This window comes from Clostridium sp. TF06-15AC (genome assembly GCF_003481165.1).
GTDB lineage: Bacteria > Bacillota > Clostridia > Lachnospirales > Lachnospiraceae > Otoolea > Otoolea fessa.
This window is the reverse complement of record NZ_QUKS01000008.1, coordinates 107,588-120,962: the sequence shown is the minus strand read 5'-3', so window position 1 is coordinate 120,962 and position 13,375 is coordinate 107,588. Positions and strand designations below refer to the sequence as shown.

10 protein-coding genes and 1 other RNA gene are annotated in these 13,375 nt (G+C 50.4%); 2 read left to right on the top strand and 9 right to left on the bottom strand.

All coding sequences use genetic code 11. From position 1 onward, the window contains the following. Positions 1 to 15: 15 nt before the first annotated feature. Positions 16 to 1,992 carry a CARDB domain-containing protein gene (locus DXC57_RS14195; RefSeq protein WP_243101489.1) on the bottom strand — a complete coding sequence of 659 codons (1,977 nt, stop codon included), beginning with the start codon at positions 1,990 to 1,992 and terminating at the stop codon, positions 16 to 18. 155 nt (positions 1,993 to 2,147) lie between these two features. Next, complete coding sequence (locus DXC57_RS14190; protein WP_118653210.1) at positions 2,148 to 2,915, bottom strand: ABC transporter ATP-binding protein; 768 nt, start codon at positions 2,913 to 2,915, stop codon at positions 2,148 to 2,150. A gap of 560 nt (positions 2,916 to 3,475) precedes the next feature. Between DXC57_RS14190 and pyrB the strand changes: the two genes are divergently transcribed. Both pyrB and DXC57_RS14180 read left to right on the top strand, forming a co-directional pair. Beyond that, a complete protein-coding gene (pyrB, locus tag DXC57_RS14185; RefSeq protein WP_107001544.1) occupies positions 3,476 to 4,399 on the top strand; it encodes an aspartate carbamoyltransferase in 924 nt (307 codons plus the stop codon). After that, complete coding sequence (locus DXC57_RS14180) at positions 4,393 to 4,818, top strand: aspartate carbamoyltransferase regulatory subunit (RefSeq protein ID WP_022359701.1); 426 nt, start codon at positions 4,393 to 4,395, stop codon at positions 4,816 to 4,818. Before pyrB ends, DXC57_RS14180 begins: the two co-directional genes overlap by 7 nt. Before the next feature lie 136 nt (positions 4,819 to 4,954). On the opposite strand, the gene DXC57_RS14175 is transcribed toward DXC57_RS14180, so the two are convergent. The 7 genes from DXC57_RS14175 to dnaG all read right to left on the bottom strand — a co-directional run bounded on the left by DXC57_RS14175 (position 4,955) and on the right by dnaG (position 13,371). Beyond that, complete coding sequence (locus DXC57_RS14175) at positions 4,955 to 6,382, bottom strand: alanine/glycine:cation symporter family protein (RefSeq protein WP_118523582.1); 1,428 nt, start codon at positions 6,380 to 6,382, stop codon at positions 4,955 to 4,957. A gap of 100 nt (positions 6,383 to 6,482) precedes the next feature. Next, positions 6,483 to 6,830, bottom strand: an RNA gene (rnpB, locus tag DXC57_RS14170) — RNase P RNA component class A. Positions 6,831 to 6,874: 44 nt separating this feature from the next. Further along, positions 6,875 to 8,527, bottom strand: a complete 1,653-nt coding sequence (locus DXC57_RS14165; protein WP_118653208.1) for a nucleoside kinase — start codon at positions 8,525 to 8,527, stop codon at positions 6,875 to 6,877. Positions 8,528 to 8,539: 12 nt separating this feature from the next. Further along, on the bottom strand, positions 8,540 to 9,340 hold the full coding sequence (locus DXC57_RS14160; protein ID WP_118653206.1) for a Nif3-like dinuclear metal center hexameric protein: 801 nt from the start codon (positions 9,338 to 9,340) through the stop codon (positions 8,540 to 8,542). After that, complete coding sequence (locus DXC57_RS14155; protein WP_118653204.1) at positions 9,327 to 10,094, bottom strand: class I SAM-dependent methyltransferase; 768 nt, start codon at positions 10,092 to 10,094, stop codon at positions 9,327 to 9,329. Before DXC57_RS14155 ends, DXC57_RS14160 begins: the two co-directional genes overlap by 14 nt. Positions 10,095 to 10,137: 43 nt before the next feature. Further along, positions 10,138 to 11,253, bottom strand: coding sequence for an RNA polymerase sigma factor RpoD (gene rpoD / locus DXC57_RS14150; RefSeq protein WP_022359694.1), 1,116 nt, complete (start codon positions 11,251 to 11,253; stop codon positions 10,138 to 10,140). A gap of 204 nt (positions 11,254 to 11,457) precedes the next feature. Beyond that, positions 11,458 to 13,371, bottom strand: a complete 1,914-nt coding sequence (gene dnaG / locus DXC57_RS14145) for a DNA primase (protein ID WP_118653202.1) — start codon at positions 13,369 to 13,371, stop codon at positions 11,458 to 11,460. Between the last annotated feature and the right edge of the window lie 4 nt (positions 13,372 to 13,375).

The window sequence follows — 13,375 nt, the reverse complement described above, 5'->3', positions numbered from 1 at the left end:
TTTCACCGGTCCTTTCTATTTTTTCTTTCTTTTCAGATGATCGTTTTGTTCTTTTTCAACGTCCTTTGTTTCGTCTTCCGATACATCTGCTGTCGTCATTTCCGGCTCGCCCAGCTCATTGTCCAGTTCCTCTTCTAATTCGTCTTCAAGCGCCTTTTCTCCTGCTATTTTCTTCTTTTTCCTCTTCCAGACAACTACACCGACACCTGCGCCCACCAGCGCAGCGATCACAAGCATCGGAGCGATCCGCCCAGCGCCGCCCGCTTGCGCCGCATCGGCATCTGCATCCATGCCGTTGTCCATTCCATCCATGCCGTCCATCCCGTCATCGGAAAACGCCTCACTCACGTTCAGAAGCATTTCTTTTTCGGTCTCTGAAACGACTCCATTTTCATCCTCATAGGAAATGATAATCTTCACTTTTCCATCATCGGTTGTCGGCGCAATCGCGGTCAGCATCGTATCGACATTGCCGGTTTCGCCCGGCTTGATATTTCCCACGTAAGCGTCAGATGGTTGGATAGAATCTGCCTCAAAACGCGCCATAACATTGTAAAGAATTACTTTTCCGGTGTTGTTGATGCCAAACATGACATTCGTCTCAGAACCAACCTCGATCGCATCCGGCATCACATCAATCGTGCTGGTGTTCAGCCGCGGCTCCTGTTTTACCGGGAGGGCAATTTTGACTTCTTCCTTGGCATTTTTAAATTCCGGGCTGTCGTACTGCTCCTGAATCGTCATGCGGTATGATTTCTGCTCCGCCGTCGGCGCCGCCTTGAACACCATCGAGAGATCCGCCGTCGCCCCCGGCGCCATGTTATTGACAACTACGGAGGTGGAACCGCTCTCGGATGTAAAGATCGGCGTATTTTCAACTTCTTCCGAAGCAAATGTAAACATAATATTGGAAGCTGCCACATCCGAAGACGCATTCTTCATCCGCACACGCAGTTCAAACGGCTGTCCGGCATAGATCTCTGCCGGGATCGTCTCGAAGCTGTCCACGATGATACGCGCCTTGGTTCGATCCTGCTCGCCCGCATCCGCCGATAGCTCATCGTCATCTTTTCCCTTGACGCGCACGTAAAACACCTTGTCCACCGGCTCCGAAAACTCGCCGCCCTCTTCTTCGCGGTATGTAACCAGATAGTGAATCGGGAAAAAGCCCGATTTTACGTCCTCACGCACCATCATGCTGTACGGAACCGTCACCATCTGCCCTGATTCCATATCCCCCATTTTACGGTTATAGTTGCCCTCATTGATATCAAACGGGAATTTCGTAATATCTGCGTCAAGCTGCATATCCACGCGGACATCGTAAACCTTTTTAAGTCCCGTATTGGTCAGGTTCACGCCAAAATCCATGACCTGATTGTACCCCGCATACGGTGTCTGCTGGTTATCGCCGATGGAAAAATCGTAGTCCAGCTTCGTGTTGTCGTCTTCCTCGGTAGAGGAACCATCGTAGGCGGATACCCACAGATTGACGCCGACTTTTAAACTATCATCAATAAAGAAAAAAGCCTGATAATATCCAGCTGACAGATCCCGGCGCAGTTTATACGTCAGAGTCACACTCTTGGAGGAACCCGGCTTAATGTCGATCGCCTTATTTTTAAACGTGTTGGAATCCGCCTCAAACGGAAAGGATTTGTCATACCAGTACAGATCTCCGCTGTCACCTTCGTCATCTGATTCACCAAAGGAATCTGTCATGAATCGCTCATATTCATACGCATTCGCAAGACGGATTGTCTTGAAGCTGTTGTCGCCTTTTTCTGCTGTATTATGAATCGTCATTTTGATCGAAATCTTATTGCCCGCCTTGCCGCGCGGAACTTTCGTGACCGTGATCGTTCCATTATTGTCCTGAAAATCCGTCATGTTCAGCATTTCCGCCTGCGCTGTCCGGCTTCCTCCCACCGCCAGCACCACAAAAAGCAGCAAAAACACCGCCCATCTCTTCCACTTTCTCATACCTCTCATTTTTCATACCTCCATATCCGCTCACATTAAATGCTGCTTTTATCAATTTCTCATTCTATCGTCAGCATTCCTGTGTTTTAGCCTCCTAAATTCCTGACACAGCCAACACTCTATTTTTATCTGTCTATTTCATATCTGCTCCGTCTTTCGCTCTCTTAAATTTCCTCTATTTTTCCATCTTCCTTGCCCATTTGCCGATTCTCCTCTATCTTCACAATCTTCCCATCGATAATATGGAAGATCCGGTCCGCATACGCCGCCAGATGGTTATCATGCGTGACCATAACCAGCGTCTGGTTCTGTTCCCGGACGATCCGCTGCATCAGTTTCAGCACATCCATCGTCGTGTGCGAATCCAGATTTCCAGTCGGCTCGTCTGCAAAAATGATCTCTGGATGTACCACCAGCGCCCGTGCAATGCCGACACGCTGCTGCTGCCCGCCGGACATCTGGTTCGGCATATGATCGCCGACTTTTTCCAGTCCGACCATTTTCAGATATTTTTCCGCCATCTCCCGGCGCCTGCCGCGCGGCACACCGCGGAAGGACAGCGGAAGCGCTACATTTTCAACCGCATTCATCGTACCGAGCAGGTTATATGACTGGAAGATAAATCCGACCCGCTCCCGGCGGAATGCCACCAGCTGGTTCTCGTTTAATTTTTCTATGTGCTGTCCAGCTATGACAATCTCGCCCTTCGTCGGCTTCTCCAGCCCCGCCAGCATATTCAATAAGGTAGATTTACCCGAACCGGAGGTACCTACAATCGCACAGAATTCGCCACGGTACATCGTAAAATCAACGCCGTTCAGCGCGTATACTTTCGTCTCGCCGACGCGGTAGACTTTATATAGATTTTTTACCTGTATGACAGGTTCCCGTTTCCGGAGTTCATTCTTCCCCGGCACTTTCCGCTCTTCCATCAGCCTTCTCCATTTTCTAACTTATTTCATGCTCCTGAATATTCCATCGAAATCCATTCCTGACAACCTGGATTTATACAAGTTTCAACCATTGCAATTCCAGTTCTTCTTTCTACATTATACCGGATTTGTTTCAATTCTCCTACCTTATTTTTCTTAATGTTCCTTACGCTTTTCTTACCGTTACTGTTCACACACGTGTGCCCAGCAACGGGATTTTGCCGATGCTGCGCATTCCAAATCGGCAAAATCTGCTGCCAGAACTGTATCGTACGGAATTTTCAGTTCAGAAAATTCCTACCTGTGAACAGTTACTTCTTACCAGCTTTTTCTCCCTGTCTGACCGTTCCTTACGCTAATCCATTTTGCCCTGGAAAGTCATTTTTATTTCCTATTTCATCGCAGGTAATCTTCCAGCCGTCATCACATTGTCCATATTTTCTATCCCCCCTATTCATATTTTTTATATCACAGATCATTAAAAGCTATAGCAATCCATCTGGAAATGTTTTATAATAGTTGGGAAAAATATGCTAATACGAATAGAGAAGGAGAATCAAATGAGACATTTGCTGAATCCACTGGATTTTTCCGTTGAGGAGATCGACCAGCTTCTGGATCTCGCTTCCGATATCGAAGCCAATCCAGCCAAATATGCACACGTCTGCGACGGAAAGAAAATCGCGACTCTGTTTTATGAGCCAAGCACCCGTACACGCTTAAGTTTTGAGGCTGCTATGCTGAACTTAGGGGGACGGGTTCTTGGCTTTGCTTCTGCCGATTCAAGCTCTGCTTCCAAGGGCGAGAGTGTGGCAGATACCATCCGCGTTATCTCCTGCTTCGCAGATATCTGCGCGATGCGCCACCCGAAGGAAGGTGCACCGATGGTTGCTTCCCTGCACTCTTCCATCCCGGTTATCAATGCCGGCGACGGCGGTCACCAGCATCCGACGCAGACCTTGACCGATCTGATGACGATCCGTTCTTTAAAAGGACGCCTGAACAATTTAACAGTCGGTCTGTGCGGCGATTTGAAATTCGGACGCACGGTTCACTCCTTAATCAATGCGCTGTCCCGCTACACAGGCATCCGTTTCGTCCTCATTTCCCCGCCGGAACTGCGCGTCCCGGATTATATCATTGAGGATACACTGAATGCAAAGGGAATCGAGTACAAAGAGGTCGAAAACCTGGATGAGGCGATGCCGGAGCTTGATATTCTCTACATGACACGTGTCCAGAGAGAGCGTTTCTTCAACGAGGAAGATTACATCCGTATGAAGGACTGCTACATTCTCGACAAAAAGAAGATGGAGCTTGCCCGTGATGATATGTTTGTGCTCCATCCGCTTCCGCGTGTCAATGAGATTTCCGTTGAGGTGGACAACGACCCGCGTGCCGCTTACTTCAAACAGGTTCAGTACGGCGTATACGTCCGTATGGCTCTGATCATGACTTTACTGGAGGTGGAAAAACCATGTTAAATATCAGCGGATTAAAAGAAGGTTTTGTTCTGGACCACATCCAGGCAGGACGCAGTATGGATATTTACTTTAAACTGGGGCTGGACAAGCTGGACTGCCAGGTGGCTATCATCAAAAATGCGCGCAGCAGCAAGATGGGACGCAAGGACATCATCAAGATCGACGGCAGCCTTGATCTGGTAAATGTTGATGTGCTCGGCTACATCGATCACCGTATCACGATCAACATCATCAAGGATGGAAAAATCGTAGAGAAAAAAGATGTCAAGATGCCGAAAAAAATCACAAATGTCATCCACTGCAAGAACCCGCGCTGCATTACCTCGATCGAGCAGGAGCTTCCGCATATCTTCTATCTCGCGGATGAGGAAAAAGAGGTATACCGCTGCCAGTACTGTGATGAGAAGTATTCGCTGTAAATTCTCCTGAATATATCAAATGAATATCAAAAAAGCCATGAACGACTTTTCTGTAGATTTACAGATCATAAGCGATTTCATGGCTTTTTATTATTTTCCAGATTATAGATTCCAAAAGTGCCTACCCTTGAACATCTTAATTCCAGAACTCTGTCTTACCTTCCAGCCCGATACTCTCAGCCTTGAAGCACGGATTCTTGCCTTCCTTTTTCTGCACCAGGTAATCATCCAGACATTTGAGCGCTGTATTTCCCAGAATCACGATAACCGGCAGGTTGATGATCGCCATGATACCCATGAGGACATCCGCGAGATCCCATACCAGACCGAACTGGAGCTGTGCGCCGATGAAGACAACTACCACCGCAAACAGGCGGAACACGTTCATTTCTTTGTTTTTCAGTGTACGGCCTGCGATGTAGTTGAGACATCCCTCACAGTAGAACAGGTTGCCGAGCAGTGTCGTAAATGCAAACAAAAGAAGTGCAAATGTAATGAAATACGGTCCGATCACGCCAAATACCGTTCCCAAAGATTCCTGTACGAACGGAGCGCCTTTCAGCTCTTCGGACGGAACGATACCGGTGCAGAGGCACATCATCGCTGTTGCCGTACAGATGAGGATTGTATCGATAAAGACGGAAAGCATCTGTACCAGTCCCTGCTTAACCGGATGGCTGACATTGGCTGCTGCCGCCGCGTTCGGTGCAGAACCAACACCCGCCTCGTTGGAATACAGACCTCTCTTGATTCCCTGCATCATGGCAGAACCTGCGAATCCGCCGAAGATCGCCTTGAAATCAAAGGCATTGGAGAAGATATTGACAAACACTTCCGGTAGTCTTCCGATGTTTAAGAACATGACCGCAACTGCCATCAAGATGTAGAAAACGCCCATAAACGGAACCAGCACACCGGTAATGCGGACAATCTGTTTTCCGCCGCCTATGATACAGATGCCGACCAGAATCGCCAGAATGGCGCCGCCGATCATCGGAACCAGGCTCCTGTCCCCCATCATAAATTGATGGTAAAAACCGTAATTCGACATGCTGTCAATCAGGTTAAAGGACGCCAGCATATTAAAACCGCCAGCATAAGTAGCAATCAGGGCAATCGCGAAGACAACGCCCAGCGCACGGCTCTTCAGCGCCGCCTCGATATAATAAGACGGACCTCCGTAGCTTCCGCCGGATGCGTCGCGCTTCTTATAAATCTGTGCCAGCGTGCTCTCAACAAAAGCCGATGCGCCGCCCACAATCGCGATCAGCCACATCCAGAACACCGCGCCGTAACCGCCGATCGCGATCGCATTGGCTACACCTACGATATTGCCTGTGCCGACGCGGCTCGCCGTCGATACCATCAACGCCTGAAATGCGGATACGGAGTTGCTGTCCGTCTTCTCTCCAACTACCCGGATTGATTCCGGAAGCAGACGGAGCTGTACGAAACGGCTTCGGAGTGTGAAATACAGTCCGACCGCCAGCAGCATGATAATCAGCAGATAGCTGTACATAACATTGCTGATCACACCAACGAGTGATGCAAATCCTTCTAACATAAAATTTCCCCCTTTTCTTTTGTATGCAATATAGAAAAAAGAGCCGCTGCCGGATAAAGATGCTCTTTGGTATCTGCATTCGGCAACAGCCCTCTTAAATGATTTGAGCAAAACGGTAAGCCGGGTTATGTCGTTGAATGGTCATCTATCTAGTCCTGCTGTCGCCAGCAGGCTCAAGCGACCTACCCGAGAGCAGACGGGCCGCCTTGCGCTCTCTGTTCGGTCTTGCTTCGGATGGGGTTTACATGTGCCCCGGCTGTTACCAGCCGGGCGGTAGTCTCTTACACTGCCCTTCCACCCTTACCCGGTAAACCAGGCGGTACATTTCTGTTGCACTGTCCTTGGAGTCGCCTCCACCAGACGTTATCTGGCATCCTGCCCTGTGAAGCCCGGACTTTCCTCACCTGCAGCCTTTCGGTTCTGCAGCCGCGACCATCTGTCTTACTCAAAACATCCTAACTCTACCATATTTTCAGGCATTTGTCCAGTCAATCATACTTTAAAACAGCTTCCGCCGATAAATTCGCGCACAATCGAATTGTGCGGCACCTGTTCGCTGCTGACACCCAGAAAATAATCGAGAAATTTGAGCAGCCGCTTCGCCTCGTTGTACTCCGCCGAATCACGCGGAACACTATATAAGATCGGCTCCGCATACTGTTTGAGCACCGAAAGCTCATATAAAAACGCAGAGTTGAACATCGCATCCGCCTCTTCCTGATACGGGAAAATATTCCGCTCCTCGCCCCGGCGTACGGAATCCCACATCCGGATCGTGTCCTGTGCCGACGCACCGCGCGTTCTCGCATCGCGGACCATCCGCCGGATCAGACGTCCGTCCGTCGTCGGAACTCGGTTGTGATCGTCGATATTTAACTGTGTCAGCGCACTGATATAGATCTTAAATTTCTTATCACGCGGCAGTGAATACGACAAATCATCATTCAGGCAGTGGATTCCCTCGATGACCAGAATATCCTCCGCCCCAAGCTGCAAAAAATCGCCCTTATATTCGCGCTCGCCCTTGACAAAGTTGTAAACCGGCAGTTCCACGCGTTTTCCCGCCAGAAGTTCTTCCATATCTTCATTAAACTGTTTCACATCGATGCAGTTTAATGCCTCATAATCGTAATTTCCATTTTCATCCCGCGGGCTGTCCACACGGTTGACAAAATAATTGTCCACCGCGATCGGATGCGGTTTCATTCCCAGCGCGCCGAGCTGAATCGACAGACGGTGTGAAAAGGTCGTTTTTCCCGAAGAGGACGGTCCTGCAATCATGATCAGTTTGCGTCCGCTCTCATAAATCTGCTCCGCAATATCTCCGATCTTCTTTTCCTGCAGCGCCTCCTGCATCAGGATCAGGTCGTTCATGTGCCCCCGCGCGATCGTATCGTTGAGTGTTCCCACGTCAAACACACCGAGCTTGTGACCGAGCTTTTCCGCCTCCTGCTGGACATCAAACAGTTTTTTCTGCGGATGGAACGGCTGAATCGCCTTCGGCTGCTTCTTGTTCGGCAGACGCAGGATAAATCCTTCCTCGTACATCTGTAAATCAAAATATTTGAGATACCGGGTGCTCATGACCATATATCCGTAGAAATAGTCGTCATAATCGCCGAGCCGGTAAACATTGACCCGCGACGCCCGCCGGTAATTGAACAAACGCGCCTTGTCATACATGCCCTGCTCCTGGAAATGATCCATCGCCTCATCCGTATTTTCACTCCGTTTCTGCAGCGGCAGATCCTGCTCAGACAGGCGCTTCATCTCCGCTTTCACACGGTCTAACAGCTCCTGGCTGAGTGTTACCCCGCCTTCCACCTCCACATACAGACCATTTTCAACAGAAAAGCAGACCGTGATATTTTTCACATTTTCCCTGCCTGCCACATCCTGAAAGGCTTTCATCATCAAAAAGACGGCACTTCTCTGATATGCCAGATAGCCAGCCGTATCTGCCGCTGTGATAAATTCCATCTGGCAGTCCTTCTGCAGTGTTTTATGCAGCTCCCGCAGCCGTCCATTTACCGAGACCAGAAGAATATCATTCTCGTAATTCTTCTGATACTCCTCCGCAATCTCCGCGTAGGCGGTTCCCTGCGGATATGTTTTTATCTCACTCCCAATCCGTACCTCCGGCATGTAATCCCCTCCCTAAACAATCTGGATTGGAAACGCCGGTTTCTCCCGCACAACCTTCACGGCATCACCCAGCTTCCTCATCAGATATTTCTCCATAAATTCTGTAAAAATGTGTTCAATTCCATAATGTCCGGCGTCAATGACCGCCATGCCCTGTGCAACCGCGTCGATTCCTTCATGGTGGCTGATATCTCCTGTGATATAAACCTGCGTCCCGGCTGCCAGTGCCTCTCCCATCGTGCTTCCTCCCGCGCCCGGGCAGACCGCCGCTTTCTGAATCACTGCTTCACCGTCCAGCTCACCGAAGACTGCCGCATACGGCAGGCCAAATGCCTCCTTGACCTGCTCGGCAGCTGCCCGCAGCGTCATCGGCTGTTCGAAGCGTCCAGTGCATCCGATTCCGTAGGAAGTGCCGTCTCCGGTCTCTCCCATTTTCTCTAAAACTTCACAATCCGTCAGTCCCAGCTTCTTTGCCGCCAGATCTGCCATGCAGCCCGGCGCTGCGTCGAAATTCGTGTGCATCGCATAGTAGGAAATATCATCCTGAATCATCCGCAGGACTCTTCTGCCGATGAAATTCTGATCGGACACCTGCTTGATTCCTTTGAAAATAAGCGGATGGTGCGTCAAAATCATATCCGCCCCCGCCTGCTCTGCCTGCTCAATCACAGAATCTGTGGCGTCCACCGCCAGAAAGATCGTATTCACTTCCTTCCCGCTGCGCCCCGCTAAAAGCCCCGGATTGTCCCAGTCACATGCCATGCTGCGCGGCGAAAGTGTTTCCAGGATCTTGATAATCTCACTGCATTTCATGTCTCGTCTCCTCTATCAGCGCCAGATAGGCGGTCAGTTCGTTGATGCGCGCTCCACGGCGGCTGATCGCCGCCTCTCCCGCTTCACTGGCTTCTAAAGTTTTCTTCTTGTTCTGGGCATCATTTTCTGTCAGCCCTGCCAGCACCTGCCGCGTCATCTTCTCTTCTTTCTCCAGATACGCAAGCAGCACCGGATCTTTCTTCCGGATCAAATCGGCTCCAAAACGGTAATCCTGCTCTCTCCCCGGCCGCATCGTGCCTCGCGCCGCTTCTATCACTATGTAATATTTTCCCTCGTCCGTCAGCATCGCTTCCCGGAGAATCGAAAATCCCTGTTCTTCCAGAAAATGACGCACTTCGTCCTGCTCCGACTGCGGCGACAGAATCAGGCGTTCTTTTCCCTCGCTCCAATTCTCCCACACATGGCGTCCCTGTTCCAGAATCCGGCAGGTCAGTTTTCCGCCCATTCCTGCGATCACAACTGTGTCTGCCTCGCCTGCCTTCAATTTTGCCAGTCCGTCTGACAGGCGCAGTTCAATTTTCCCGGAAAGCTCCACCTCTTCCACGTGTTCTTCCGCCCGCTCCAGTGGGCCTTTCCGCACATCCATCGCCAATGCCGACGGGCACACGCCCTTCTGCACCAGCCAGATCGGCACATAACCGTGATCGGTGCCGATATCTGCTACCCGGCTGCCCGGCTGTACAAAAGAAGCGATCCGTTCCAGACGCTTCGAGAGTTTTACTTCTGTCCGCATGATTTATTCTCCTGTGTTCTACTTTTTATTTCTTCTTTCCAGATCATTCATCCAGATAATCCTTCAATTTTTTGCTCCGGCTCGGATGGCGCAGCTTCCGCAGCGCTTTCGCCTCGATCTGGCGGATCCGCTCGCGGGTGACATTGAACTGCCGTCCTACCTCTTCGAGCGTGCGCGGTCTGCCGTCGTCCAGGCCAAAGCGCAGACGCAGCACCTTCTGCTCCCGCTCGGTCAGCGTATCGAGCACTTCCATGAGCTGTTCATGCAGCAATGTATAGGTTGCCGCATCGACCGGAACCTGCACATGATCGTCCTGAATGAAATCGCCCAGATGACTGTCTTCCTCCTCGCCAATCGGTGTCTCCAAGGAAACCGGATCCTGTGAAATCTTCATGATCTCCCGCACACGCTCAACCGGCATCTCCATCTTTTCCGCGATCTCCTCCGGGGTAGGTTCCCGTCCAAGTTCCTGTAAAAGCTGTCTGGAAGTCCGGATCAAACGGTTGATCGTCTCCACCATGTGAACCGGAATCCGGATCGTCCGCGCCTGATCCGCGATCGCGCGCGTGATTGCCTGACGGATCCACCAGGTTGCATAGGTGCTGAACTTAAATCCTTTTGAATAATCATATTTTTCAACCGCCTTGATAAGACCCAGATTTCCTTCCTGAATCAGGTCAAGGAACTGCATGCCTCTGCCGACATAGCGCTTCGCAATGCTGACAACCAGGCGCAGATTCGCCTCCGCCAGACGTTTTCTGGCATTTTCATCTCCCAGCTCCATCCGCTTCGCCAGTTCAATCTCCTCTTCCGGAGAAAGCAGCGGCACTTTTCCGATCTCTTTCAGATACATCCGGACTGGATCATCGAGGCTGACGCCATCCGGGATGCTGAGATCCAGGTTGTCCACGTCGATCGGCTCCTCCTCCTCGCCGTCTTCAAAAAGTTCTGGCTCCATGTCCTCATCGTCATCCATCCGGAGAACGTCTACATGATGATTTTCCAGAAAATCATAGATCTGATCGAGCTGTTCCGGACTCAGTATCTCACCATGGAAATAATTCAATATTTCTTTATTGTCCAGTACATTTTTCTTTGTTTTTGCCAATTCCAGAAGCTGTGTGAGTTTTTCTTCAAATGTAACTTTTTTCTCTTCCATAGTTCGTCCTTCCTTCCATCCTCAGAACCTGCCCGACCATTTCCAATTTTGTTACTGAACACGCATACGTGTCCAGTAACGGAATTTGCCGTGGCTTCGCATTTCAATACGGCAAATTCCTGCTGCCACCACGTTTTCTTACGGCACTTTCGGTTCCAAAAGTGCCTACCCGTGTACAGTAACCCAATTTTTCCCAATCCGCAATCACTCCAACGTAATTACGAGCGAAGACAATCCCGCCTGTTCCCGTATGAGCCGCTGCAGCTCATTCAAATCCGACGCCCGCCGGATCTGATCGTCGAGGCTGTTCTTCTTGATCCGGCGCACCGTCTCCGCAAATGCCTTTTTCTGCTCCTCATTGTTTAAGGATTCTTCCAGACTTGCATTGAAAAGCGCCGCGACTTCTTTATAATTGCCCTCGTCGTCGATAAAACGGTTCAAAATCGCCGCCGGATTGACATTTCCAACTTCCAGACCCTCAAATACAGCTTTTGCCGCTTCTTTATAAAGTGGTTTTACAAAATCCTCCGGTCCGATGATGTCCTTGATCCGGGCATACAGCGATGGTTCTTCAATCAGCCATGTAAGAAGCAGGCGTTCTGAACGGCGGATGCCCTCGTCCTTCTCCTTCTTCCTGCCCACCGGTCTCACCGCCGGTCCCGCATTTCCCGGAAGCTCTGCATTTCCAGCACCGCGGTTTTCCGACACTGCCCCGGCACTGCCGACGCTTCCGCCTACCTCCCTGTTTTGTACCGCACCAGTCGTATTTCCGGTTCTATATGAATCACCATAGCGACCCGCATATCCGCCTGCTGCCGTCTCCCCGACGCCATACCGGCTTCCGAGCTGGTTGACCAGCCGCCGCAGATCTTCATAATTGATAAAGTATTCCCGCGAAACCGCCTGTATATAATTATCCCGCTCCAGCGCCTCGCCAAATTCAAGCAGCTTGCGCGCCGTCTGATTGTAAAATGCCGTCTTCTGCTCCGGATCTTCCATATCAAAGCCGGCTTTCAGCACATCGATCTCATAGAGAAAGCTGTTTCTAGCCGTCTCGATCCGCTTTTCAAACTCCTCTGCTCCCAGGTTTTTCATAAATTCATCTGGATCCTTATACGGACGCATATTCAATACCTTGGTTGAAATTCCTGCCCGCTTGAGGATTGGAATCGCCCGCAGCGCCGCTTTGACGCCCGCGCCATCGCTGTCGTAGGTCAGAATGACCTGATCCGTATACCGCTTCAGAAGCGCCGCATGCTGCTCGGTCAGCGCCGTTCCCAGCGATGCGACCGCGTTCGTATAACCTGCCTGATGCATGGAAATCACATCCATGTAGCCCTCGCAGAGCATCATATATTTCTTTCTCGAAGTACGCGCGTAATTAAGTCCGTATAGATTCCGGCTTTTGTCAAACAGCATCGTCTCCGGTGAGTTTAAGTATTTCGGTTCCCCGTCCCCAAGGACACGTCCGCCAAACCCGATCACCCGGCTGTTGACATCCATGATCGGAAACATAACACGGTTCCAGAACTTGTCCCTGGCGCCGCGCTCCTCGATCGTCACCAGCCCCGTATCCTTTAAAAGCTCGTCCTCATAGCCCTTGCTTTTCAGATACCGGTACAGATCGTCGCTGATTTTATTGGAAAATCCCAGTCCGAACCGCCGGATCGTCTCATCCGTCAGCTTCCGCTTTACCAGATAATCATATCCTATCTTTCCCTGCGGCTGCTTGAGCTGATAATAAAAATAATTGGCTGCCAGCTTATTGATCTCCAGAAGCGCCGCCTTGCGGTCCGCCTTCGCCTTTGCCTCTTTAGAATATTCCATCTTCGGCAGTTTCACGCCCGAACGGTCCGCCAGCATCTCAACCGCCTCGCGGAATGAATAATTTTCATATTCCATCACAAACGTAATCACATTGCCGCTGACACCGCAGCCAAAGCAGTGGTACATCTGCTTGGACGGCGACACAGAAAAGGATGGCGATTTCTCATGATGAAACGGGCAGAGTCCAAACAGGTTGCTTCCCTTCTTCTGCAGCTTCACGTATCCGGAAATCACATCCACAATGTCGCTACGCATTCTGACTTCCTCGATTACCTCTTCCGGATAATACATTTCT

Coding starts and splice junctions, on each gene's coding strand:
- DXC57_RS14155 (WP_118653204.1), bottom strand. CDS start 10,094: ATGCGGACAGAAGTAAAACTCTCGAAGCGTCTGGAACGGATCGCTTCT.
- rpoD (WP_022359694.1), bottom strand. CDS start 11,253: ATGGAAGAGAAAAAAGTTACATTTGAAGAAAAACTCACACAGCTTCTG.
- DXC57_RS14160 (WP_118653206.1), bottom strand. CDS start 9,340: ATGAAATGCAGTGAGATTATCAAGATCCTGGAAACACTTTCGCCGCGC.
- DXC57_RS14195 (WP_243101489.1), bottom strand. CDS start 1,992: ATGAGAGGTATGAGAAAGTGGAAGAGATGGGCGGTGTTTTTGCTGCTT.
- dnaG (WP_118653202.1), bottom strand. CDS start 13,371: ATGTATTATCCGGAAGAGGTAATCGAGGAAGTCAGAATGCGTAGCGAC.
- DXC57_RS14190 (WP_118653210.1), bottom strand. CDS start 2,915: ATGGAAGAGCGGAAAGTGCCGGGGAAGAATGAACTCCGGAAACGGGAA.
- DXC57_RS14180 (WP_022359701.1), top strand. CDS start 4,393: ATGTTAAATATCAGCGGATTAAAAGAAGGTTTTGTTCTGGACCACATC.
- pyrB (WP_107001544.1), top strand. CDS start 3,476: ATGAGACATTTGCTGAATCCACTGGATTTTTCCGTTGAGGAGATCGAC.
- DXC57_RS14165 (WP_118653208.1), bottom strand. CDS start 8,527: ATGCCGGAGGTACGGATTGGGAGTGAGATAAAAACATATCCGCAGGGA.
- DXC57_RS14175 (WP_118523582.1), bottom strand. CDS start 6,382: ATGTTAGAAGGATTTGCATCACTCGTTGGTGTGATCAGCAATGTTATG.